The organism is Mucilaginibacter angelicae (genome assembly GCF_042434235.1).
In the GTDB taxonomy this organism is placed as follows: Bacteria; Bacteroidota; Bacteroidia; order Sphingobacteriales; family Sphingobacteriaceae; genus Mucilaginibacter; species Mucilaginibacter angelicae.
In genome coordinates this window covers 47,755-70,846 of sequence record NZ_JBHLTS010000074.1, presented here as the reverse complement: position 1 = coordinate 70,846, position 23,092 = coordinate 47,755, and the positions used below count along the sequence as shown (strand labels likewise).

General features: G+C 42.3%; 21 protein-coding genes. 7 read left to right on the top strand and 14 right to left on the bottom strand.

All coding sequences use genetic code 11. The features are described from left to right. Positions 1–79: 79 nt before the first annotated feature. The 6 genes from ACFFGT_RS24690 to ACFFGT_RS24665 all read right to left on the bottom strand — a co-directional run bounded on the left by ACFFGT_RS24690 (position 80) and on the right by ACFFGT_RS24665 (position 5,812). Positions 80–700, bottom strand: coding sequence for a porin family protein (locus ACFFGT_RS24690; protein WP_377025186.1), 621 nt, complete (start codon positions 698–700; stop codon positions 80–82). A 133-nt stretch (positions 701–833) separates the two neighbouring features. Next, positions 834–1,799, bottom strand: coding sequence for a glycosyltransferase family 9 protein (locus ACFFGT_RS24685; RefSeq protein WP_377025185.1), 966 nt, complete (start codon positions 1,797–1,799; stop codon positions 834–836). Positions 1,800–1,813: 14 nt separating this feature from the next. Continuing rightward, positions 1,814–2,317, bottom strand: coding sequence for a D-glycero-beta-D-manno-heptose 1-phosphate adenylyltransferase (rfaE2, locus tag ACFFGT_RS24680; protein WP_377025184.1), 504 nt, complete (start codon positions 2,315–2,317; stop codon positions 1,814–1,816). A gap of 85 nt (positions 2,318–2,402) precedes the next feature. Then, on the bottom strand, positions 2,403–2,969 hold the full coding sequence (locus tag ACFFGT_RS24675; protein WP_377025183.1) for a D-sedoheptulose 7-phosphate isomerase: 567 nt from the start codon (positions 2,967–2,969) through the stop codon (positions 2,403–2,405). Between the two features lie 94 nt (positions 2,970–3,063). Beyond that, positions 3,064–4,053 (bottom strand): D-glycero-beta-D-manno-heptose-7-phosphate kinase, encoded by a 990-nt coding sequence (rfaE1, locus tag ACFFGT_RS24670; protein WP_377025182.1) that lies wholly within the window; start codon positions 4,051–4,053, stop codon positions 3,064–3,066. 85 nt (positions 4,054–4,138) lie between these two features. Then, on the bottom strand, positions 4,139–5,812 hold the full coding sequence (locus ACFFGT_RS24665; RefSeq protein ID WP_377025181.1) for a helix-hairpin-helix domain-containing protein: 1,674 nt from the start codon (positions 5,810–5,812) through the stop codon (positions 4,139–4,141). A gap of 192 nt (positions 5,813–6,004) precedes the next feature. On the opposite strand from ACFFGT_RS24665, the gene ACFFGT_RS24660 reads away from it, so the two are divergent. Together ACFFGT_RS24660 and ACFFGT_RS24655 are read left to right on the top strand one after the other, a co-directional pair. Continuing rightward, entirely contained in the window at positions 6,005–6,754 is a 750-nt protein-coding gene (locus tag ACFFGT_RS24660; protein WP_377025180.1) for an ankyrin repeat domain-containing protein, read from the top strand. A 6-nt stretch (positions 6,755–6,760) separates the two neighbouring features. After that, complete coding sequence (locus ACFFGT_RS24655) at positions 6,761–7,318, top strand: hypothetical protein (RefSeq protein ID WP_377025179.1); 558 nt, start codon at positions 6,761–6,763, stop codon at positions 7,316–7,318. 289 nt (positions 7,319–7,607) lie between these two features. Here ACFFGT_RS24655 and sppA read toward each other — a convergent pair whose 3' ends face one another. Further along, positions 7,608–9,398, bottom strand: coding sequence for a signal peptide peptidase SppA (sppA, locus tag ACFFGT_RS24650; RefSeq protein ID WP_377025178.1), 1,791 nt, complete (start codon positions 9,396–9,398; stop codon positions 7,608–7,610). 87 nt (positions 9,399–9,485) lie between these two features. Here sppA and folK point away from each other — a divergent pair, with 87 nt between their 5' ends. Together folK and ACFFGT_RS24640 are read left to right on the top strand one after the other, a co-directional pair. Next, positions 9,486–9,974, top strand: a complete 489-nt coding sequence (gene folK, locus ACFFGT_RS24645; protein WP_377025177.1) for a 2-amino-4-hydroxy-6-hydroxymethyldihydropteridine diphosphokinase — start codon at positions 9,486–9,488, stop codon at positions 9,972–9,974. A gap of 16 nt (positions 9,975–9,990) precedes the next feature. Next, positions 9,991–10,368, top strand: coding sequence for an Hpt domain-containing protein (locus ACFFGT_RS24640; protein ID WP_377025176.1), 378 nt, complete (start codon positions 9,991–9,993; stop codon positions 10,366–10,368). A 153-nt stretch (positions 10,369–10,521) separates the two neighbouring features. Here the strand turns inward: ACFFGT_RS24640 and purS are convergent, their stop codons facing one another. The 3 genes from purS to rho form a co-directional block, all read right to left on the bottom strand. Next, entirely contained in the window at positions 10,522–10,779 is a 258-nt protein-coding gene (gene purS, locus ACFFGT_RS24635; RefSeq protein ID WP_377025175.1) for a phosphoribosylformylglycinamidine synthase subunit PurS, read from the bottom strand. Then, entirely contained in the window at positions 10,760–11,482 is a 723-nt protein-coding gene (pssA, locus tag ACFFGT_RS24630; RefSeq protein WP_377025174.1) for a CDP-diacylglycerol--serine O-phosphatidyltransferase, read from the bottom strand. The genes purS and pssA overlap by 20 nt, the downstream gene beginning before the upstream one ends. Before the next feature lie 89 nt (positions 11,483–11,571). Continuing rightward, positions 11,572–13,203, bottom strand: coding sequence for a transcription termination factor Rho (gene rho, locus ACFFGT_RS24625; RefSeq protein WP_377025173.1), 1,632 nt, complete (start codon positions 13,201–13,203; stop codon positions 11,572–11,574). Positions 13,204–13,569: 366 nt separating this feature from the next. On the opposite strand from rho, the gene pyrF reads away from it, so the two are divergent. Then, positions 13,570–14,400 carry an orotidine-5'-phosphate decarboxylase gene (pyrF, locus tag ACFFGT_RS24620; protein WP_377025263.1) on the top strand — a complete coding sequence of 277 codons (831 nt, stop codon included), beginning with the start codon at positions 13,570–13,572 and terminating at the stop codon, positions 14,398–14,400. Positions 14,401–14,460: 60 nt separating this feature from the next. On the opposite strand, the gene ACFFGT_RS24615 is transcribed toward pyrF, so the two are convergent. After that, entirely contained in the window at positions 14,461–15,885 is a 1,425-nt protein-coding gene (locus tag ACFFGT_RS24615) for a B12-binding domain-containing radical SAM protein (RefSeq protein ID WP_377025172.1), read from the bottom strand. A 214-nt stretch (positions 15,886–16,099) separates the two neighbouring features. Between ACFFGT_RS24615 and ACFFGT_RS24610 the strand changes: the two genes are divergently transcribed. Next, on the top strand, positions 16,100–18,073 hold the full coding sequence (locus ACFFGT_RS24610) for a prolyl oligopeptidase family serine peptidase (RefSeq protein WP_377025171.1): 1,974 nt from the start codon (positions 16,100–16,102) through the stop codon (positions 18,071–18,073). Between the two features lie 83 nt (positions 18,074–18,156). Here ACFFGT_RS24610 and ACFFGT_RS24605 read toward each other — a convergent pair whose 3' ends face one another. Next, positions 18,157–18,510, bottom strand: a complete 354-nt coding sequence (locus ACFFGT_RS24605; RefSeq protein ID WP_377025170.1) for a hypothetical protein — start codon at positions 18,508–18,510, stop codon at positions 18,157–18,159. A gap of 122 nt (positions 18,511–18,632) precedes the next feature. Here ACFFGT_RS24605 and ACFFGT_RS24600 point away from each other — a divergent pair, with 122 nt between their 5' ends. Then, entirely contained in the window at positions 18,633–20,636 is a 2,004-nt protein-coding gene (locus ACFFGT_RS24600) for a prolyl oligopeptidase family serine peptidase (protein ID WP_377025169.1), read from the top strand. Positions 20,637–20,735: 99 nt separating this feature from the next. Here ACFFGT_RS24600 and ACFFGT_RS24595 read toward each other — a convergent pair whose 3' ends face one another. Both ACFFGT_RS24595 and ACFFGT_RS24590 read right to left on the bottom strand, forming a co-directional pair. Then, positions 20,736–21,272: a pyridoxamine 5'-phosphate oxidase family protein gene (locus ACFFGT_RS24595; protein ID WP_377025168.1), complete on the bottom strand. Its 537-nt coding sequence runs from the start codon at positions 21,270–21,272 to the stop codon at positions 20,736–20,738. A 266-nt stretch (positions 21,273–21,538) separates the two neighbouring features. Continuing rightward, the gene (locus tag ACFFGT_RS24590; protein ID WP_377025167.1) at positions 21,539–22,903 is read right to left on the bottom strand and encodes an exonuclease domain-containing protein; all 1,365 of its coding nucleotides are present in this window, start codon (positions 22,901–22,903) and stop codon (positions 21,539–21,541) included. Between the last annotated feature and the right edge of the window lie 189 nt (positions 22,904–23,092).

Below are 23,092 nucleotides of genomic sequence, written 5' to 3'. Positions count from 1 at the left end.
TGTCTTAGGAACAGAACGTTGTAGAACAAAAATAGAGGAGTTAAAGGCTCCTCTATTTTTAGTTTTTTAGTAGGTTGGATTAAAATGCGTAACCAACTGAAATACCGAAAACGCGGTTTGTAAGTTTAATACCATCAACATTGGTGATATTGGTTAGGCCCCAATCGTAATTGGCATTGATAAGGAAGCCGGTTTTGAATTTGAAACCAACAATAGCGTTTAAGCCCGCATCGGTTCTTTTGATTTCGTCCTGGCCGCTGCCAAATTTAATATCTTCAGAATTTCCGTTGTCATCTTTCGACTTGCCGGAAACAGCCATACCAAGGTACGGGCCTGCGCCAAAGTAAAAATCGCCGACTACCGCGGGTACGTGGTAAACAACATTTACAGGTACCTGCAAATAGTAAAGTTTTACTTTGCCGGATGAACTGGTTTCATCATCAATAGAAACGCTTGATGAACCACCTTTACCGGTAAAGTTTAAGGCCGGTTGCAATGATACGTTGCCAAATTTAAAATCAACAAAAGCACCTACATTGAATGTAGTTAGGCTGCCGGAATTGCCGGAACCGCTAACGCCATCAACTGTAGCATGTAATGTTGCGAAGTTTACGCCTCCTTTAAAACCAATGGTTGGTAATTGTGCAAATGCTGCAAAGGATGCCATTAAAAGGCACAGGCTGAGTAAGGTTTTTTTCATCGTGTAAGGAATTTAAGTTAATACACAAAAGTATACAAATACACTAACATTAAAAGATATCTGATAATTTTTTGTAAAATATTAACAGTTGTTGGTTCGTAAGTATAACTTATGCAATGTTTTATGATCGCGATTAGCGATTGGAGAAATTTACGATATCGGCCTCCGGCATATCGTTCATACACTTAAAGTGCCCGAGCGGGCATTTTTCGAGGCCAAATTTGGAACATGGGCGGCAAGAAAGCTCAATACCTGCAACAAGTACTTCTTTTACCTTGTAAGGTGAAACCCCCAGCAAATCGGGTGTGGTACCTCCCCAAACCGAGGCTATCGGCACATTAAAGGCTTCGGCAATATGGGTGAGGCCGGTATCAAAACCTATTACATTTTTTGCTTTTGATACCAGGAAAACGGATTCATCAAGCGAAGTTATACCACAGGCATTGTAAACTGAAGCCCCAATTGCCATCACAATTTCATCACCATTAGCCTTTACATCATTGCCCCCTAATAACAAAACGGGTAAATTAAGCTGTTTGCAAATGCTGATGATCTTGTAATTAGGCATCCGTTTGGTAAAATGAGTAGCACCTATTACAAAAGCAACATAACCATTTTGATGACTTGTTGGAAGCAGTTTGGTTATATCATGTTGGGCCTTGATATAGTAGTCAATAGGTTTATCGTCATTAACAACGCCTAAAAACTTAACTGCTTTTAAATACCTGTCAACCAGGTGTTCTTTACCTACCAGGTTGCGCTTCAGCTTTAAGCTCAGCCATTTCAGGATTGGCTGTTTTTTATAGGTTGATGCCTTGATACCTGTACGCAGTTTGATAATACTTGTGCGCAGGTTATTATGCAGATCAATGATCTGGTCGTACTTTTCGGCCTTAATGTCATTGATAGTATCTGTTAATGAAGGTTTTAGTAACAGCAGCTTATCAACGTAAGGGTTATTATCGTAAATGTATTTGAAGGCCGGTTTGGTTAAAAAGTGAACTTCGGCATTGGGGACCTGCTTTTTGAGGCAGCGTACAACAGGTGTGGTATAAATTATATCACCCATCGAGCTAAAGCGGATCACCAATATCTTCATGCTGTTACAACTGCTCAGGAAATCTGGTTCCTGATTTTTTCAATTATTGAGGTGGATGAGTACCCTTCAACAAAATTAATGGTTTTAACCTCGCCCCCGTTTGCTATCACTTCTTTAGCGCCTACAATGTTTTCAACTGAGTAATCGGCACCCTTTACCAGGATATCCGGAAGGAGGGAACTGATCAGGTTGAGCGGGGTATCTTCCTCAAAAACAACAATGGCATCTACAAAAAACAATGCAGCTAATAATGCTGCACGGCTGTTTTGATCGTTCACCGGCCGGGTTGGGCCTTTGATACGTCTTACTGAGTTATCTGCATTAAGACCAATCACCAGCTTGTCGCCTATTTCGGCCGCTTTGGCCAGGTAGGTGAGGTGCCCTATGTGCAGCAGGTCGAAAACGCCGTTTGTAAACACTACCTTTTTACCCTCAGCCTGCCAGTTTTTAATTTCTGTTTGCAGTGATGGCAGATCTCTTATTTTATCAAGAAGGGTTTTTTCGAAGCCTGTCCTCATTTATTTTTATCTGTAGAGACACATGTAATGTGTCTCTATATCATTAGAAAAGACGCATGTGATGCGTCTCTACAGTAATTAATTATTAATCAAAAAGATCATCAACGGCAGTACACAGGATATGCCCGATAAGGATATGCATTTCCTGGATGCGTGCGGTGATGTTTGATGGTACAATGATGTTCAACTCGCAAAGGCCATTCATTTTGCCGCCATCCCTACCCGAAAGCCCTAAGGTTTTAACCTTCAGCTTTTTAGCCGACTCAAAAGCCGCTAATATCCCCGGACTGTTGCCGCTTGTTGAAATACCAATAAACAGATCGCCCGGCCTGGCAAATGCCTCCAGCTGGCGAGAAAATACATGCTCGTAACCATAATCATTAGCGATAGATGTAAGCGCCGAAGTATCAACCGTTAGGGCAATGCCCGGCAATGGCTTACGGTCTTTCACATAACGGCCGGTAAGCTCGGCTGCAATATGCTGGGCATCAGCAGCACTGCCGCCATTACCTGCCAGCAATACTTTGTTACCATTTTTTATTGTGGATGTGATCATTTCACAGGCTACCTCGATATCGCCGCCAAGCGTATCAATTACCTTTTGCAGGGTATCCTGGTGATCTTTAAGTTCGTTTAATATTTTTTGGTTCATTAGTTCATTTGTTCACTGGTTCATTAGTTTGGGCGATGAAATATGCATTCTTCAAGCCTTTCGCCTTTAACCTTTTGCCTTTAACCTGTACAGTCTATTTTTCGTCTCTCAATATATCTTCAACTATCTCATCTAAAGTAGTTGTTGCACTGCCCACCCTGCGGATCACTATGGCGGCGGCATGGTTGGCCAGCTCGCATGAATCCTCAATGCTTAAGCCGCCGGCCATAAAATAAGCCATCGTAGCCAGTACGGTATCGCCGGCACCGGTTACATCAAACACTTCTGTTGCTTTTACAGGTAAACTTTTATGCTCCTGTTCGCTCAGTATTACCATACCTTCTTCAGATAAGGTGACTACTATATATTGTGTACCGGTTTGCTCAAAAATAACCTTACCAGCCTGCTGCAGGCTTTCTATCGAGTTGATCTTCTCGGTTTTAGCAGCTTCGGATAATTCTTTACGGTTAGGTTTGATGATAAAAGCACCCTTGTATTTTGCGTAATTAAGTCCCTTGGGGTCGATAATTACTTTTTTGCCTTTAGCATTTGCCGCCCTGATAATGCCTTGTGTTAGAAACGGCGAAAACAAGCCTTTGTTATAGTCAGACAAAAGCACCATATCCGCACTGTCGATATAGTTGCTTAACTTGCTGATGAGCTCATTGGCAATGGCTTCTGATACTTCGTCGGTAACTTCACGGTCAACCCGTACAAGTTGATGACTGCCCACAACAACACGGGTTTTAACAGTAGTGGGGCGGTTGCTGTCTCTAATAATGGTATCTGTTTCAACGCCTTCATCGGCCAGGATCTTAATTAGTTCACCTGCCGCCTGGTCGTTGCCAATTACCCCTGCAACAATAACTTTTGCCCCTAAGGATACCAGGTTTTGAACCACATTACCGGCACCACCCAAAGTAGTGGTTTCGTTTTTTACATTCACAATAGGCACAGGTGCCTCGGGCGAAAGGCGGGTGGCACTTCCCCATATATAATGGTCAACCATCAGGTCGCCAATAACCAGTATTGCCGGTTTGTGGGCCGCTGCCTGTATGGATTGTACTTTATCTTTTAAGTTCATTGGTTCAATAGTTCATTGGTTCATTAGTGTCGGGCGCAAAGTCATATTGTCTAATCTCTAATCTCCAACCCCTAATCTCTATTCACTAACCTCTTTTCTTCGCAAACGCCTTTGTAATTTCGGGCAGCGACATGGCATTCATGCACATTTCTTTATATAAGCCACCTTTGCGGGCAACAAGGATGCCGTAATGCATATCTGTAAAGCCTTCAATGCGGTGGGCATCGGGGTTTATGGAAAGCATAACGCCTTTATCCAAAGCGTATTGGTGCCAGCGCCAGTCAAGGTCGAGCCGTAATGGGTTAGCATTGATCTCGATAACCACCTTGTTGGCCGCGCAGGCATCTATTACCTTTTTATAATTAATAGGATATCCGCCGCGGCTTAACAATAGCCTGCCGGTAGGGTGCCCTAATATAGTAGTATATGGATTTTCGATAGCGGTAATGAGCCTTGAAGTAGCTTTTTCTTCATCCATTTTAAGTATCGAATGCACGGAAGCCACAATGAAATCAAACTTTTTAAGAATTTCTTCCGGGTAGTCAAGCGAACCATCATACAAAATATCCGATTCGATACCTTTAAAGATGTGGAAACCGTCGAGCTTTTTATTCAGCGCATCTATTTCTTCATGTTGCTGCAATACCCGCTCAATGCTCAGGCCTTTGGCGTAAAATGCGCTCTTGCTATGGTCGCACATGCCCAGGTATTCCAGTTTAAGGGTATCACGGCAGTACAGGGCCATTTCTTCAATGCTGTTGACACCATCGCTCCAGGTACTGTGGTTATGCAACGTACCTTTCAGGTCGTGCCAGTTGATCAGGGTTGGCAGCTCGTTCTTTTCGGCTTTTTCAATAAAGAGGGTACCCTCGCGCAATTCGGGTTGCATCCAGGCTAAACCGGCTTTGGTGTAGATCATCTCTTCACTTTCAGGCTGCTCGACAGGGGTATTGATCCTGTCGAAAACGGCCTGTACATGGTCGTCGGTACCGGTATTAATAAATAGTTCTCTGTAATAATCAGCTTTGTCAACACAAACAATATCAACCAGTAAGCCATTTTGTAGCTCGCCCTGGATATGGTTTTTGTTTTTGCTTACGTTGCAAAGTATTTTGGAATTTGCCAGTGCGTTATAAGCAACATCCTGGTTAAGACTGCCAATAACGATCACAATTTCGGTAATGATCTCATTTAAACGCCTGAACTCGCCGGCAAAATGCTTCAGTGCATCAGGGAAAATGGCTTTTACCTCGTCCATCAGTTCGTTGGCCTCCTTTTCAACCTGTGCAAAAAGGAATTTACCATTGCTCGCCATCCTGAACTCGATAGCCTTGCGAATCTCTTCCTGCGTTTTAAGGCCAAAACCTTTGGCTTCTATCAGGCGGTTTTCATTGCAGGCATAAAAAAGTTCACCGGTATTTTCAATCCCCAGCTCTTTCCAGATGATAGCCACCTTTTTAGGGCCTATGCCTTTAATGCCCATCATTTCAACCACGCCGGCAGGGGTTTTATCCAGCATTTCCTGCAGTTCGGCCATGGTGCCTGTTTTAAGCAGTTCGGCTACTTTGCCGGCTATACTTTTGCCTATGCCATCAATCTTTTCCAGTTCATCCAGTTTTTTACCGGCGATAGGGAAAGGGAGCTTATCAAGCTTAAAAGCTGCATTGGCTACCGATTTGATCTTGAACGGATTAGCCTCATGGAGTTCCATGAGTTGCGAGAGTAAACGAAGCGTACGGGCTATGGGTTTATTTTCCATAATTACAATGAGGCGGTAAAAATACAAAAAGCCATTGTAATGACAGCTTATACGGTGGGTTTGTTTTTATAGGAAGGAATTTTCAAGCAGGCGATAAGCCGCTAAGCATTCTTATTCCTTATTGCGCCTTTGCGAGATATTTAAATTATGGGATAAGTAATCATTGAATTCTTTAACTTTAATAAAAAGATCATGCCTGATTACAACGACATCCTTTATGCTGCCGAAACTCATTCTGTTGATGAGATAAAAGCGTACTTTAATAAAGGCGGCAGCCCGAACGAAGTTCATGACGGGATGCCGGTTTTTACCATGATGGTTGAAATGTACGCCCGTGGTCCCCGGTTTAAAGATTGTGTGAAGGCATTTATTGATGCCGGACTTGAGTACGAAGATAAAGCACTGCTGGCAGTTTTAGCCCATGATGCAGGGAAGTTAAAAGAAGCCATAAATGCCGATCCCTCCGTTGTTAACAAAACTTATTCCTTATATAATAACACCTATACTCCCTTAACTGGCGGTACCCTGATGCATTTTTGTGCCGAATATAACAGCCTTGCCTGTGCCGAATTGCTTTTGCAGCATGGTGCTGATGTAAATGCCAAAGCTGCTTTTGATGAAGATGGTTTCGGTGGGCATACGCCTATTTTTCATACGGTGAACCAAAACGGGAATAGTTCGGTTGATATGCTTCACTTCCTGTTGCAAAACGGCGCTGATCTGTATATTACCGTTAATGGATTGATCTGGGGAAAAGGATATGAATGGGAAACGTTTATTCCTGCGATAAACCCGATAAGTTATGCCATGATGGGTTCATTACCGCAATTTCATCGTAAAGAGCAAACCATTATGGAAGTGGTAAGCCTGCTTATAAAACATGCTTACGGAATTGATTATGTACCGAAAAATGTTCCGAATGCTTATTTGAAGAGGGGGTGATTGTTAATGGAGATAATAGATACTGAACTTTTTAGGAAAAATCTTCTGGCGACTCAGCAATATTGTGATTTACGACTTAAGAATACAGTTGAAAGTGTAGCTCATGCATTGAGGACAATTAACCAATACAACGAGGAGGCGCTTTTTTCTTATGAGCTACAGCCGGGCAATGAATATTTTGAAACGTTTGTTTCTGTAAAATGGAATATCAATCCGATTTTTTCTCATGATCATTCATTGTATTATAAACTATTTAACTCGCAATTGAATTATAAGAAGGACTTTCTCAATAGCACAATAATACAGGATATAGATTTTAATGGAAGGATTTTGATTTCAGAAATTGATATGACTGTAGTAGATGGAGCATCAGAGGCGATGTCGAAAGGTTTGATAGATTTAAATGATTGTACACCGATAGATACCTGGTTTTATATGTCAGAAGATGAGCAAAATAGGTACTTATTTTCATGGATACCTGAACCGTTCGTATACTTAGCCAACGAAGCGGTAGCTGTAAATTGTATCGATTGTATATACTGGTATGAAGAATATGAATTTTGATAATTTATCATTACTCGTATGAAGTGTGAGGCACAAGTAATCCCTACGCAGACAGCCGCACAATACTTGTGCCAGTGTAGGCTTATTTGAAGAGGGGGTAGGGACAATATATTTTAAGGATGTTTACAGTAACCGTCATTGCGAGGAACGAAGCAATCGCGAACTATACAGGGCGGATCTGCCAATCGGGGATTGCTTCGTTCCTCGCAATGACGATCTCTTATTCAAATAAAAAAAGCCACCCAACCAGGCAGCTTTTCACAATCAAAATATATGTATTAATGAAATTTTATTTGATCACGAGGTCGTAAGGCAGGCGGGCTTGCGGGGTGCGCATCATTTGGGTAATACCCTTAATCTGCTGGTACACGCGGTAGTTTTCGCCAAGCTCATTTTTTACCATACGGGTTTGTACTTCGGCGCTTAAACCGCTGCCCACTTTATTGAAAAAGCTTTTTTGCTCGGGATAGTTTACAATGCTATAAGTTTTGATCTTAGCTTTTTTAGCGGCAGAAGCTATGGCGTCGTTTATATTTCCCAAACGGTCAACCAGGCCAATTTTCAGGGCTTGCTCGCCTGTCCATACGCGGCCCTGGCCAATGCTGTTAATATAAGCCTGCGTTTTACCGCGGCCTTCGGCTACGGCTTTGGTAAATTCATCATAGCCATGGTTTACACTGTTTTGTAATATCAGGCGTTCTTCCGGGCTTAAGGGGCGACTAATATCACCCAGATCAGCATATTTACCGGTTTTTACGCCATCAAAGGTTACGCCCAGTTTATCATTAAACAACTTTTGCATGTTAGGTAGTACAGCAAAAATACCTATAGAGCCTGTAATGGTATTAGGCTGCGCGATGATAGAATCGGCTGCGCAAGAGATATAATAACCGCCTGATGCTGCATAATCGCCCATGGAAACAATTATCGGTTTCTTTTCGTGAATGAGTTTTACCTCGCGCCAGATCACATCCGATGCCAGTGAACTGCCCCCCGGCGAATTTACACGCAGTACAACAGCCTTAACTTTATCATCTAAACGGGCTTTACGTAAGGCTTTTGAAATGGTTTCTGAGCCGATGCTATTGTCATCGCCATCACCGCCGTTAATATCGCCCGATGCATAAACAATGGCAATGCGGTTTTTTGATGATGAATCATCAGCCTTATCATCCGAATCATCACTTTTATTTTTGGCGTAATCCCTGAGGTCAACGCTTTTCAGGTCGTCTTTTAAATCGGTACCGGTACGTTTTTTCAAATCGTCCAGGATCTCGTCTTTATATTTTAAACCGTCAACCAGCTTCAATTTATAGGCATCTTCAGGAAACTGGATGCGCATGTTATCGGCATAACTAAATAATGAATCCTTATTAACACCACGGCTTTTGCTGATGCCGGTTAAAAAATGATCATATAATGAACCAAGGTATGAGGTTACCTGGAGTTTATTGGCATCGCTCATTTTAGTGAGGAAAAGAGGCTCAACCGCACTTTTAAAGGTTCCAACCTTAATGATCTGCGCTTCAATGCCCAATTTATCCAGCGCACCTTTCAGGAAAGTGGTTTGCGAGCTGAAGCCATGAAACTCAAAAATGCCTTTTGGGTTAATATAAACTTTATCGGCAACCGAAGCCAGGTAATAAAAGCCCTGGGTATATACTTCAGCGTAAGCTATAATAAATTTGCCTGATTTTTTGAAGTCGATAAGCGCGTTGCGAATTTCTTCGGTAGTGGCCTGGCCGGCGGTCATATAACTTTCATCCAGGTAAATACCTTTAATATTATCGTCGGTTTTGGCTTTTTTGATATCGGCCAGGATATCGTTTAGCCCGATTGATTTATCTTCATTTAACCCTAAAAAGTCGAGACCGGCAAGGGGATTGTTGGGACTGCGCTCAGTTATCTGATTTTTAAGCGACATGTATAAAATAGAGTTTGGGTTAACATCTACTGTTTTGTCGCTGCCAGCTGATGCGATAAGGCCGATAATCAAACCCGCTCCTATAACACCTATAATTATACCCGAAATAACTACCCCTACAATAGTGGCCAGAACGAATTTGAAGAATTGTTTCATTAATGTTATAAATCTTTTTAACTATGCAAACTTAGTAATAAGGTGCCGTATAATGCTAAGAGCGGTTTCCATTATATTTGTTACAACATGATTGATGTTTTTTTATTACTTGGGAGTAACCTCGGTACCCGCGAATTGTTTCTGCAACAGGCAATTGAATCCATTTCGGCCCAAATTGCCCCTGTTAAGCTCATGTCATCGGTTTATGAAACCCAGTCGTGGGGAAAAACCGATGAACCCGACTATTTAAACCAGGTGCTGATGCTGCAAACTGATCTTCCGGCACAGGATGTTCTGGAAAAAATATTGAATATCGAGCTGCAAATGGGCCGTAAGCGGGAGGTTAAATGGGGATCGCGCATAATTGATATTGATATTTTGTTTTATGGCAATACGGTGATCCATGAGTTTAACCTTGTGATTCCTCATCCCGAATTGTACAAACGCAGCTTTACGCTGATCCCCCTGGCCGAGATAGCGCCTGATTTTATTCATCCTGTGTTTAAAAAAAATATTTTGCAGCTAAAGGACGAACTAAAGGATAACTTAATCGTAAAAAAGCATATTTTTGAATAAACACAAAGCTTTTATAATGGCAGATATTTCACCAGATCAGGATCTTGATCTTTCTTTTTTATACGAGATTGCTGACGGTAGCGATGATTTTATTGTTGACTCAATAGGGATGTTCCTTGAGCAATCGCCCGAATTACTTAATACCATCAGTAACGCACTAAATAACCAGGACTGGGCACTGGCCGCTCAGGCGGCTCATAAATTAAAGCCTAACCTTGGCTTTTTCGGCATGCCTGTAAGCCAGGCTACCATACAGGAAGTTGAGCTGGCCTGCAAAGCAGGCGGTCAAAATCCAGCAGAAATATTTGAAAAATTTAACCAGGTAAACAGCATGGTATCAGCAAACCTGATCACCTTAAAGGAAATTAAGGCTGAGAAGGAAGCGAATCTTTAAGCTAAAAGCTGAAGGCAGAAAGCCTAAAGCTTTATAGTCTGAATACAAAATAAAACAAGAAAGACAATCTGAGCAGATTGTCTTTCTTGTTTTATTTTCAAAATAGTTTCATTCTTAAAACTGCCTTAAGCTTTCTGCTTTCGGCTTTAAGCCTTAAGCTACTTCTGATATTTTAAAAGTATAACTTTCCATAATCAGGTTAGCCAGCAGGTTTTTGCAGGCCAGATCAACTTTGGCGCTGGCGGCTTCAGCATTTTCGGCTTCTATTTCAAGCGTAATGTGTTTGCCAATGCGCACGTTATGGATTTCGGCCAAGCCAAGGTTTTTCATGCTACCGGTTACTGCTTTTCCTTGTGGATCAAGTATTTCTTTTTTTGGCATTACGTCGATTTCAGCCTGGAACTTTGTCATTTGTGATTTTTGTTTGAATTAGAGATAAGGTGATATAAATAAATATAACCACCGGAACGGCCACAAATTTAAAAAATAGTATGAGTATTGCCGAAAACAAGAGCAGTAAATAACGGAAAATGTTTTTGTTAAAATCGCGGTTCTTAAATTTAAGCGACATGAGCGGTATTTCGGATACCAGCAGCGAACACATGATCAATACCAAAACAGTAAGGAAGTACGGGTTTAGGATGTAATGGGCCAAAGCATCGTACTGCTGTATTATTAAAGGTAGTGACGCTATCAATATGGCATTTGCAGGTGTTGGCAAGCCTATAAAACTATCCGATTGCCTGGTGTCGTTATTAAATTTAGCCAGCCTCAATGCCGAAAATACAGGCAGCAGGAATGCCACAAAGTTTAACAGCCAGCTAACACTATTTATTTGCGGTGCCTGTAAAAACAACTCGTACATGATAACCGAAGGCAATACGCCAAAGCTTACCATATCGGCCAATGAGTCGAGATCTTTGCCTATAAATGAGTAAGAATTTAAAACCCTTGATGCAAGACCGTCGAAAAAGTCAAATATAGAGCTCAGAAAAATGGCATAGGCAGCCACAACCAGGTTACCCTGGAAGGCGAAAACGATCCCTATGCAACCACTAAACAGGTTGGCACAGGTAATAGCATTGGGAAGGTGTTTTTTAACGCGTCTCTTCATTTCGCCATGAAGTTATCAGGAATTTATTAAGTAATAATGAAGTTACAAATAATATTCTACTTACTTATAACTTCATTATCGCTAAAATATTACGAATTCATCGAAATCAGAAATTCTTCGTTAGTTTTTGTACCCCTGATCTGTCCTTGTAAAAACTCCATTGATTCCTGCGAATTCATATCAGCAAGGTGGTTACGAAGGATCCAGATACGCTGAAGTGTATCACGGTCAAGGAGTAAGTCGTCGCGGCGGGTACTTGAAGCGGTGATATCGATAGCCGGGAAGATACGTTTGTTGGATAATTTACGATCCAGTTGCAGTTCCATGTTACCTGTACCTTTAAATTCTTCAAAAATAACCTCATCCATTTTTGAGCCGGTTTCGGTAAGCGCAGTTGCAATGATGGTTAATGAACCGCCATCCTCAATGTTACGGGCAGCACCAAAAAAGCGTTTAGGTTTGTGCAGCGCGTTGGCATCAACACCACCTGATAATATTTTACCTGATGCAGGGGCAACAGTGTTATAAGCACGGGCTAAACGGGTGATAGAGTCAAGCAGGATCACTACGTCATGACCGCACTCAACCATACGTTTTGCTTTTTCAAGTACAATGTTGGCAATTTTTACGTGGCGCTCGGCAGGCTCATCAAAGGTTGATGAAACAACTTCGGCACGTACGCTGCGGGCCATATCGGTAACCTCTTCAGGGCGCTCGTCAATCAGTAATATAATAAGATATACTTCAGGATGGTTTTTGGCTATTGCATTGGCCACATCCTTCAATAACATGGTTTTACCTGTTTTTGGCTGCGCCACGATCAAACCACGCTGACCTTTACCAATTGGCGAAAACAGGTCCATGATGCGGGTTGAGTAATTGTTAGGATCGGTAAACAGGCTCAGCTTTTCTGAAGGGAACAGCGGCGTTAAGTGATCAAAGGGAACACGGTCACGAACTTCGGCAGGGATGCGGCCGTTAATGGCTTCCACGCGTACCAAAGGGAAATATTTTTCGCCTTCTTTGGGAGGGCGGATGCTGCCCCTAACGGTATCGCCTGTTTTAAGGCCAAATAATTTTATCTGCGATTGTGATACATAAATATCATCGGGAGAAGTAAGATAGTTATAATCAGATGAACGAAGGAAACCGTAACCATCGGGCATAATTTCCAAAACACCCTCATTTACAATTACATTATCAAAATCAAGATTAATTGGGATCTCCTGTGCTTTTTGCTGATTTTGATTGCTGTTAACCCTGCGCTCAAATTTTTGAGGGCGGGCTTCCGGAACAACTTCTTCTGTCCGGGTAACTGTTTCACCTGCCTGCGGAGCCTCTGTTTCTGCAGCTACGGCCGGAACTTCAGTTTCTGAATCGTCCTGTGATGGCTCGTCATCCTGCGCATCAAAAAGGTTGGTATCATCTAATGGAACCTCTACACGTGGTTTTGATGAATCTTTAGTTTTTATAACGCGGGCCCTTTTGCGGGGTTTTTCGGCGGTTTCAGCAGGTTCTTCGCCTGGAGCGGGGGTTGGGGTATAATTTGATTCAACCAGGTTTTGTTGGATCCTGGCGGCTTCGATAAGCTGTTGTTGTTCAATAATACGGGCAACAAGCTGAGCTTTACGTAGTTCGTCGGCCTCAGCAATACCTAAATTTCTGGCAATTTCGCGCAACTCAGAAACGAGTTTGTCGTTCAATTCAATTTTATCAGACATGATATGAATTATAGTTCAATGGGATTTTTTAAATGTAATTTGTTTTCAAACGGCAAAAATTTCTATGCAAGTGTTAGAGCTTGACCACATGTAAAAACATATGAGGCTATAATTGAAAGAAATTGATCTTGAAACCTTGTTTTTAGTAAACATCCAAACCCATGCAAGTATTATATGAAAGTGATAATAAAAAGCGTGGTGATTTAAATTGTTTCTTTAGTGCAAGAAAAATTCAATGGAAAACGATGCAAGTGTAAACAATTATTCGTTAATTTCAAATTAATTAAATAAATATCACGTATATCAGAACACATAAGCCAAATTTTTAGTTTTTTTGACAATTAAAATATTATTCAGCAGCTGATGATGTCGCGCCAGGAGTTAATTGAACAGATCAAAAAGAAGAAATCGTTTTTATGTGTTGGGCTTGATCCCGATATCAACAAGATTCCCCAATTTTTAAGATCATATCCCGATCCCATATTTGAATTTAATAAACGCATTATTGATGCCACACGGGATCTTTGCATAGCTTACAAACCCAATGCCGCTTTTTACGAAGCTTACGGCATAAAAGGCCTGCAAAGCTTAATTGACACCTATAAATACCTGCCCAAAGATTGTTTGAGCATCATTGATGCCAAACGCGGGGATATAGGCAATACATCTGATAAATATGCCAAAGCATTTTTCGATGAACAATCGGGCGGAATGAGCTTTGATGCTATCACCATTACGCCTTATATGGGTAATGACAGTGTTACACCATACCTGGCGTATGAAGGTAAATGGGTGATTATTTTAGCCCTTACCTCATCTGTTGGCAGTAAAGATTTTCAATACCTGCAAACCGGCGACGGTTATTTATATGAAAATGTAATAAAAAAGGCCAATACCTGGGCCGGTGCCGATAGGATCATGTATGTAGTAGGCGCTACCAAAAGCACCGAATTTACTAACATCCGCGAATACGCCCCGGATAACTTTTTACTGGTACCCGGAGTAGGCGCACAAGGCGGGAGCCTGGAAGAGGTTTGCAAATATGGTATGACCAAAGATTGCGGTCTTATCGTAAACTCATCCCGTTCAATATTATATGCAGGCAATGGTGAAGATTTTGCAGATGCCGCCCGTGCCGAAGCGCTGAGTTTACAGCAGCAGATGCAGGTGGAGCTGGAAAAGGCAGGGGTGATATAACGTAAGTTCAAGTGTCTACTAAAGCATGTTCAAGCGTGGACGCCTGAACGTGCTTTGGATTTATAACAAGGCCGATGGCTGAACCGGCAACGTAGTCACATTATCAGGTGCTTGCTTATTTTTCTTGAAATTTATTTTGGACAATACTGTTTCGAGAGCAGGGAGTGTATTGTTTAAGCTTTTTGTTTTGATCAGAAAGTTCCAAACCGGTTCAAACTTCTTCCATCCGCCTGCGTAAAAAAAATGTTTTAGTTTGTGTGATGTTAACTCATGATGCATGCTGGCCTTAAAAATGTTATTCCACTTATAAAATTCACGGTATGCCCACCAATAACCATCCTCCAGCTCCGGGGCAGTTAAACCTACTGTTTGATAAACAACTTTTCGGGTATCATACAGGTCCCAGTTTTTGGTAAGGATCCGTCCCTGGCGCTCCATACTTTTAAACAACTCGGTGCCCGGATAAGGAGTAAGCACATGGTATGTTGAGGTGGTAATGGCATGCTTTACGCCCCAGTCAACAGTTCGTTTAAATACATCCTTATCGTCATCATCCAGGCCAAAAACAAAGCTGCCGTTAATCATAATACCAAGGCTATGAAGGCGGTTAACTGCTTTAATGTAATCTTTTTCAAGGTTTTGCTTTTTATTGCTTTGTTTCAGGTTTTGAGGCGAAAACGTTTCAAAACCAACAAATAGGCTTCGCAGCCCTGCTTCGGCGGCTTGTTCAATTAAATTGCCACGCAAAATCGAATCAACAGTAGCCGCTCCCTGAAAAACGCGGTTCATTCCCTTCATGCCGCTAAAAAGTGCTGATGCAAACTTTGTGTTGCCAAGCAGGTGATCATCAAGAAAATATAAATGTTTACCGGGCAAACGGTCAATTTCGGCAAGGGCGTCATCAACCTCTTGCGTATAAAATGTGCGACCACCTTCAAAAAAAGCATCTTTATAACAAAAGCTGCAATGGTGAGGACATCCGCGGGTTACAACTATTGAGTTGGGCACGAGGTATAAATGTCTTTTAATAAGGTCACGGCGAATAGGGGGAACCCGCTCAAGGGTGCGGATAGTTGAATGATATATTTTTTGAGGACAACCATTTTTGAAATCGGTCAGGAACTTTGGAAAGGTATCTTCCCCGGGACCAATAAATATACTGTCGGCATGTGGGGCCGCTTCTAACGGAAGTGACGTTACATGCAGCCCGCCCAATATCACGTACGATCCTTTTGCCCGGTATCGATCGGCTATCTGGTAAGCACGGTATGCATTGGTTATATAAACCTGTATGATCACCAGGTGCGGATGGTCGTCAAGGTTTAGTTTTTCTACATGCTGGTCTTGTAAATCAATTTCATCATCGGGCGAGAGATATGCGGCAAGGGTTGCCAGCCCAAGAGGAGGGAAAAGCGAATATTTTATTGGTCGCCAAAACGGACTTTCGGCTTCGGTTAATGCAGGGAGGATCATTTTTACTTTCATATTTTTGTTATTAAAAAGTACTTTGTATTTCAAAGTTAATTATAAAATTTAATTTTCAAATCAAAAATTAAGATAAATCTACATAACTCCCGCAGGTTCAAGCGTCATGGTCATCCTTAAATCCTATTAATCATGGTTCAAAACCATCACAATCCTTTTATCCCAAAATCAAGGTTCTTTTACTAAATTACAGGCTCTTTCAAATACATTATTTATGAAGCGAGCCTTATTTTCAATCCTCACGCTTTCAGTTGCTTTTAACATATCTGCCCAACAAAAAAAGCCATTAAAACCTGCTGATGTTTATCGTATTCCCGCTGTAAGCGATCCGCAATTATCGCCGGATGGCAAATGGGTTGCTTATAGTGTATCTGAAGTTGATACTGCAAAGGACCGCCGGGTATCTCATTTATGGATGCAAAGTTTTGATGGTAAAGAATCCATCGAACTAACCCATGGTGATGAAGCTGCCTCGTCACCTCGCTGGAGCCCGGACGGTAAGTACCTGTCCTTTCTTTCCTCGCGCGATTCAAAAACAGGCTCGCAGGTTTGGTTGATCGACCGCAGGGGCGGGGAGGGTGTAAAACTGACCAATATTAAAGGCGACCTGAGCGATTATGCCTGGAGCCCTGACGGAAAGCGTTTGGTAATGGTGATTGGCGATCCTGAAAATAAAGGCAAGGAGGAACCTAAAACGCCCAAACCCATAGTTATTGACCGTTATCGTTTTAAACAGGATATAGTAGGTTACCTTCAGCATTTGCATAGCCACCTGTATTTAATTGATGTAGCAACAAAAAAACTGGATACTTTAACCAGGGGCGATAAAGATGAAAGTTCGCCGGTATGGTCGCCTGATAGCAAGACCATTGCGTTTGTAAGTAACCGCAGCGCCGATCCCGACAAAAATCAGAATACCGACATTTTTACTATTGATGCCCGCCCCGGCGCAAGCATGCTGCAGCTCACCACCTGGAACGGAAGGGATGGCAACCCGCAATGGAGCCCGGACGGCAGATATATTTCCTACCTGCGTTCAACCAGTGATGCCGATTATATGATGTATGATCAAAGTGTGATATGCATTATGGATGTTGTAGGGCAAAATAATAAACCGCTTACGCTACAGCTTGACCGCCCCGTAGGCTCACAAACCTGGGCTAAAGACAGTAAGAACATTGTTTTTATAGTAACGGATGATCGTACCCGCTATTTGGCCAATGTCAATATCAACAGCGGCAAAATCATTACAATAAATAAAGGCGATTATGTTTTCAATGATATAGCCACCAATCTTTCGGGTAATTGGGTGGTTCAGGAAACTGATCCATATACACCTGCCGAATTATTTGCCCTGGAAGATAAAAAACTGCGCCGGTTAACATTTCATCATGATGCCTGGTTAAACACAGTACAACTGGCTTATGCAAAAGGCTTTGAGTCAACAAGTGCCGACGGTACAAAGGTATCGGGCATTGTTTTAACACCTGATAGTATTCCGAACAAAAAATACCCATTGATCCTGTTTATTCACGGCGGCCCGGTAGGGCAGGACGAGTTTGGTTTCGATGCTACAAGGCAAACACTGGCGGCTGCCGGTTATGCCGTAGCAGCGGTAAACTACAGGGGCAGTAATGGCCGCGGCCTTGATTATTGTAAAGCCATTTATGCCGATTGGGGTAATAAAGAAGTTAAGGATTTACTTGGCGCAGTTGACCAACTGGAAAAATTAGGCATTGCCAATCCCGATAAGCTGGGCATTGGTGGCTGGAGTTATGGTGGCATCCTCACCGATTATACTATCGCATCTGATACCCGTTTCAAAGCGGCCGCCAGCGGTGCGGGCAGTGCATTGCAACTCTCTGTTTACGGCAGCGACCAATATGTGTTACAATACGAAAACGAAATTGGCGTGCCATGGAAAAATGCTGATAAATGGATCCAGATCTCGTATCCGTTTTTTCATGCCGATAAAATAAAAACACCGGTACTGTTTATGTCTGGCCTGAAGGATTTTAACGTGCCGACCATCGGCAGCGAGCAAATGTATGAGGCATTGCGTTCGCAGGGGATTCAAACCGAATTGATCCTGTACCCAAACCAGTTTCACGGCATTACCAAGCCAAGTTACCAGGTTGACAGGCTGCAGCGTTACGTGGAATGGTATGATAAGTATTTGAAAAAGTAGAAGAGCGTTGATGTTGTAGAGACGCATAATTGCGCCTTTAATCGATTTGCTGTTAGGTAGAAGTAGTTGTTGTGGGAACTTATTTATTCTGTAATTAGTTTTACATGTACGAGAAGCCGTTCTTTAACTTCCGGGGATAGATCCTCCAATTCAGATACATTCACAAGGTCCTGTGCAATCTGATTGGCTAAGATGCCGAGATATCTTGATCCGGTCCTGCCATCATACATCCGGCCTATTTGCTTGTCAAAATCGCGAACTTCATTGAATAATTTATAGTACTGGTCTTGCGGTGTATCGGAACTCTTTTTTAACTCCTGAATAAGCTGATCGAAATGTTGCATTCCTCGTTTAAAGTCTTCGGCGATGCCTTTATCAATTAGCTCCCTAACTATTTTTTTATCTTTTTTGCTAAGCTCCTGGTATGAGTTGTACATAATGATAGTTTTATGGGTAAAACAAATGATCTTATTCGTTTTTTCAAAACAATGCAATAATAAAAACCTTGTGATGATATTAGGTAGTTTAATTAGTAATTTTCCAGTCAAATGTGCTTCCTATGCATAAAAACGTACTTTTAATTATAGCGGTTTTAGTATTTAACGTTGCTTCTGCCCAAACAGGTAAAAAACCGCTCAAACCTACCGATCTGTATAAGCAGCCAACGCTGATGGCACCACAGCTATCGCCCGATGGTAAGTGGGTAGTTTATGAACTATCTGAAGTGGATACTGCTAAGGATAAACGGGTATCGCACCTGTGGATGCAGAGCTTTGACGGTAAACAATCCATTCAGCTTACTTATGGCGATGAACCTGCATCTACCCCTAAATGGACGCCCGACGGTAAGTTTATTTCTTATCTGTCTGAAAAAGATTCAAAAAATGGCGGCCAGGTTTGGTTGATGGACAGGCGCGGTGGAGAGGGGCATAAGCTCACTGATATTAAAGGAGAACTTGAAGAGTACGTTTGGTCGCCGGATAGTAAGAAACTGGCATTGATCATTAAAGATCCCGAAAACAAAGGAAAGGAAGCGCCCAAAACCACGCCTCCTATCAAAATAGACCGCTATCATTTTAAACAGGATATTGAGGGATACCTGCAACACCTGCATTCGCATTTATACCTTTATGATGTTGGTACTAAAAAGCTGGATACCTTAACAAGCGGAGCCATGGATGATAGCTCGCCAGAGTGGAGCCCGGACGGAAAAACGATTGCCTATGTAAGTAATCACACTGCCGACCCAGACCGGAATGAAAACACGGATATTTTTACGATAGAGGCCAAACCTGGTGCTGAGCCTAAACAGCTTACCACTTTTACAGGTCACGATATTAACCCAATCTGGAGTCCGGATGGTAAAAAGATAGCCTACTTGCGGTCTACAAGTGATGCCGATTATTTTATATACCAGCATGATGTTTTGTGCCTGATGGATGCCGATGGTAAAAATAACCGCCTGCTTACCGATCAATTGGACAGGCCCGTTAGCAATATTGCCTGGAGCAAGGATAGCAAAGACCTTGAATACCTGGTAAGCAGCGACAGGATCCGCTACATCAACAGGTATAACCTGCTTACCCGTAAATCGGTACTGGTGTATAAAGGGAACGAATGCAGTTTTGATGATATGATAGGCCATTCGTTAGGGATATGGGTAGGAAAAATGACAACACCTTATATGCCGCATGAACTGGTCGCTATTGAAAACGGCAAGATCCGCCGCTTAACCTTTCACCAGGAAAAATGGCTGAGCGAAGTTAAACTGGCCTATGTGAAAGGTTTCCAGTCGTTCAGCAGTGACGGTACGCTGGTTTCGGGCATTTTATATACGCCCGATAGCGTGGTGACTAAAAAAATGCCTTTTATCCTTTACATTCATGGAGGACCTACCGATCAGGACGAGTTTGAGTTTGATGAGATCAGGCAAACACTGGCCTGTGCAGGCTATGCCGTTGCCGCTGTAAATTATCGCGGCAGTACAGGTCGTGGTATCGAATATACCAAAGCTATTTATGCCGATTGGGGAAATAAAGAAGTGAAAGACCTGCTTGGTGCTGTGGATGAACTGGTTAAACTTGGCATAGCTGATAAAGACCGCCTGGGCATTGGCGGCTGGAGCTACGGCGGCATCCTAACCGATTATACCATAGCTACCGATGCCCGCTTTAAAGCAGCATCGAGTGGTGCGGGCAGCGCATTGCAGCTGGCCATTTATGGATCAGACCAATGGGTAGTGCAATACGACAATGAACTTGGTGCACCCTGGAAAAACGCCGATAAATACATCAAACTATCGTACCCGTTTTTTCATGCCGATAAAATAAAAACTCCAACCCAGTTCATGTCTGGTTTAAAGGATTTTAACGTGCCGACGGGCGGGGGAGAGCAGATGTATGAAGCGCTCCGGTCGCAAGGCATACCAACCCAGATGGTACTTTATCCTGGTCAGTATCATGGCATTACCGTACCAAGCTACCAGGTTGACAGGTTGCAGCGATATATTGAATGGTTTGATAAATATCTGGCCCCCCAGCCCCCTAAAGGGGGAGCTTTTTGATTTGCTTGAACGATAAAGGGCTTGAGTTAATTAAACCCAAGCCCTTCATAATTCTTTTAATTCCCTAATTCAATAAATTCAGATTCAGACATTCTGATTTTAGACAACCAACTTTCCTTCTATCGAATCGTCAATAGTTTTGCCTATTACGGCACCTGCAAGTTGCTTTACAAAAGCGATGGCATTGCCGTGTTTATTATCCCAGTAATACCCTTCAGTTGGTTCTACTTTGATAACGCTGATGCGCGGATCATCAATACCTCCGGTGAACCATACTTTTAACATGGGTTCCCAAAGTTCTTTGATCTTTTCCTTGTCTTCAGTTACTGTTGCAATTCCATAAAGATTTAAAAAATCAGAATATCCTGATCCTTGGAAAAGGAGGTGAACAAACGGATCTTTGGCCAGTTCGTCATTTTTATGGCTGTCGTTAGCGCTCAGGAACCAGAAGTTCCCCTCATCATCAATTTTTTGTGCCGACATTGGCCTTACAGAAGCTGGTACACCGGTTTTAAGATTGCTAAGGAAGAAGCAGCTTTTCGCGCTTTCGGCAAGTTCTTTGATCTTAGCCAGGGCTTCAGGGCCATTCAGGTCCTTCATGTTATCTTCTGGCTGTTGTTGATTGATACTATCCATTATTTAAGTTTTTGTTGGTAAATGTTATAAGATTAACCAATCAAAAACTCAATTGTGTGGAATTTATTTAACTTAATAGATAATTATTTATTTAGAAGTGTTTATTGAAGATTCATCATGAATGAATTATCCACTACGTCATTGCGAGGAACGAAGCAATCGCGAACTTTACAGAGAAATCAGTATTACAGCTCTGCCTCTTGGGGATTGCTTCGTACCTCGCAATGACGCTTAGTATAAGAACGATAAAGCTTTAAAACTTAACTTCACCCAAACACCACCATCCTGTCCGGATACTTGGAAGCATAAGTAGCTACAATATTTTTGATGTAATCATTCCCCGGGTAGGGTGTCAGGTAGCTTTTGAGTTGCTGTACGTTATCTGCATCAAAATAATGAGAGATATAGCCCATACCGTAAAACTGGCCTTTTTCTACCAAAATACAGCTGTGCTCATCGCCGGTACGGCCTTCATCACGGATAGCATATGTAGGTAGTGCCTGTTTGAGCTGATCGATGGCATTGTTTACCTTTTCATTATAGTTTTCCGGAGGTTCAACACCTTCGCAGGCGCAGGTGCTTCCGGCTGCACTGGTGCATAGCTCATTGTTTTTTTGTATAAAACAAAGCTTAGGGCATAGGTCAAATGCTTCAATCAGTTTGTTGAGCAGGTTATATCCATCAAGCAGGGAATTGCAGGTATATATCGGGTCGCTGTATTTTCGGTATTTGTCAACAGCCAGCCGGGTGTAGCCGCGCTGATCTTCAAAAGCATAAAGACAGTAGGCGTTTTCAAAGCGTTTTAATGAACGGTTATATTTAGGCCAAAGGCGTTTGATCTCTATGGCTTCCAGCACAAAAGCGATTAGTTCGGTGCCGCAAACCTGGTAGCTTACCTGGTGAATGTTACGTAAAAACTCCTGGCGCTGTAAGCCGGGGTTATTGCCGATGAAATGGCTGCTTACCCGTTTTTTGAGGTTTTTAGCCTTACCCACATATATCACTTTTCCTTTTTGATCATGAAAGTAATATACCCCCGGAGTATAAGGCAGCTGATCCACATCCTTTTTAGGGAGATTAGGCGGCAGTACCTGGTCTTTTGAACCTTGTTTAAGAGATTGTTTAATGTGGTTATCCGTATCTCTGTTCAGCAGCAAGGTAAACAGTTCGGCAGTAGCTTCGGCATCGCCCATAGCGCGGTGACGGCTTTGGTTATCGATACCTAAATGTTTACATAACCGGCCAAGGCTGTATGATGGCAAACCCGGCAATATCTTGCGGCCAAGCCTCACCGTACAAAGTTTATTAGTTTGCAAATCATACCCGGCAGCAGCAAGGTGATATCTGACAAAAGAAAAATCAAAATTTACGTTGTGGGCAACAAAGATCTTACCATGAATGAGATGGTAAATATCAGCAGCCACATCCTCAAAAGGAGGGGCGTTCTGTACCATCTCGTTGGTAATGCCGGTTAAGGCACTGATGTAAATAGGGATCTCACGCTGTGGATTGACAAGTGTTTCAAAGCGCTTTACCACTTTTTTGCCATCATGTATGCATATGGCTATTTCGGTAATACCATTAGCGCTGGCATGCCCCCCTGTGGTTTCGATATCGACAATTGCATACATGATATTTCAAATGTAATACAATTTTGCTAATTATTTTAGTGAGGTAGTGTAAAAAAAACGTCATTGCGGGGAACGAAGCAATCGCGAACTATACAGAGCGACTTTGCTAACCGCGGATTGCTTCATGCCTCGCAATTACGCTTGCAGAAAATCAAAAGCCCTTGAAAATTTAATTCTCAAGGGCTTTTA

Bases quoted from the DNA above. Each gene is read 5' to 3' on its own strand.
- ACFFGT_RS24690 (WP_377025186.1), bottom strand. From the start codon at position 700: ATGAAAAAAACCTTACTCAGCCTGTGCCTTTTAATGGCATCCTTTGCA.
- ACFFGT_RS24685 (WP_377025185.1), bottom strand. From the start codon at position 1,799: ATGAAGATATTGGTGATCCGCTTTAGCTCGATGGGTGATATAATTTAT.
- rfaE2 (WP_377025184.1), bottom strand. From the start codon at position 2,317: ATGAGGACAGGCTTCGAAAAAACCCTTCTTGATAAAATAAGAGATCTG.
- ACFFGT_RS24675 (WP_377025183.1), bottom strand. From the start codon at position 2,969: ATGAACCAAAAAATATTAAACGAACTTAAAGATCACCAGGATACCCTG.
- rfaE1 (WP_377025182.1), bottom strand. From the start codon at position 4,053: ATGAACTTAAAAGATAAAGTACAATCCATACAGGCAGCGGCCCACAAA.
- ACFFGT_RS24665 (WP_377025181.1), bottom strand. From the start codon at position 5,812: ATGGAAAATAAACCCATAGCCCGTACGCTTCGTTTACTCTCGCAACTC.
- ACFFGT_RS24660 (WP_377025180.1), top strand. From the start codon at position 6,005: ATGCCTGATTACAACGACATCCTTTATGCTGCCGAAACTCATTCTGTT.
- ACFFGT_RS24655 (WP_377025179.1), top strand. From the start codon at position 6,761: ATGGAGATAATAGATACTGAACTTTTTAGGAAAAATCTTCTGGCGACT.
- sppA (WP_377025178.1), bottom strand. From the start codon at position 9,398: ATGAAACAATTCTTCAAATTCGTTCTGGCCACTATTGTAGGGGTAGTT.
- folK (WP_377025177.1), top strand. From the start codon at position 9,486: ATGATTGATGTTTTTTTATTACTTGGGAGTAACCTCGGTACCCGCGAA.
- ACFFGT_RS24640 (WP_377025176.1), top strand. From the start codon at position 9,991: ATGGCAGATATTTCACCAGATCAGGATCTTGATCTTTCTTTTTTATAC.
- purS (WP_377025175.1), bottom strand. From the start codon at position 10,779: ATGACAAAGTTCCAGGCTGAAATCGACGTAATGCCAAAAAAAGAAATA.
- pssA (WP_377025174.1), bottom strand. From the start codon at position 11,482: ATGAAGAGACGCGTTAAAAAACACCTTCCCAATGCTATTACCTGTGCC.
- rho (WP_377025173.1), bottom strand. From the start codon at position 13,203: ATGTCTGATAAAATTGAATTGAACGACAAACTCGTTTCTGAGTTGCGC.
- pyrF (WP_377025263.1), top strand. From the start codon at position 13,570: ATGTCGCGCCAGGAGTTAATTGAACAGATCAAAAAGAAGAAATCGTTT.
- ACFFGT_RS24615 (WP_377025172.1), bottom strand. From the start codon at position 15,885: ATGAAAGTAAAAATGATCCTCCCTGCATTAACCGAAGCCGAAAGTCCG.
- ACFFGT_RS24610 (WP_377025171.1), top strand. From the start codon at position 16,100: ATGAAGCGAGCCTTATTTTCAATCCTCACGCTTTCAGTTGCTTTTAAC.
- ACFFGT_RS24605 (WP_377025170.1), bottom strand. From the start codon at position 18,510: ATGTACAACTCATACCAGGAGCTTAGCAAAAAAGATAAAAAAATAGTT.
- ACFFGT_RS24600 (WP_377025169.1), top strand. From the start codon at position 18,633: ATGCATAAAAACGTACTTTTAATTATAGCGGTTTTAGTATTTAACGTT.
- ACFFGT_RS24595 (WP_377025168.1), bottom strand. From the start codon at position 21,272: ATGGATAGTATCAATCAACAACAGCCAGAAGATAACATGAAGGACCTG.
- ACFFGT_RS24590 (WP_377025167.1), bottom strand. From the start codon at position 22,903: ATGTATGCAATTGTCGATATCGAAACCACAGGGGGGCATGCCAGCGCT.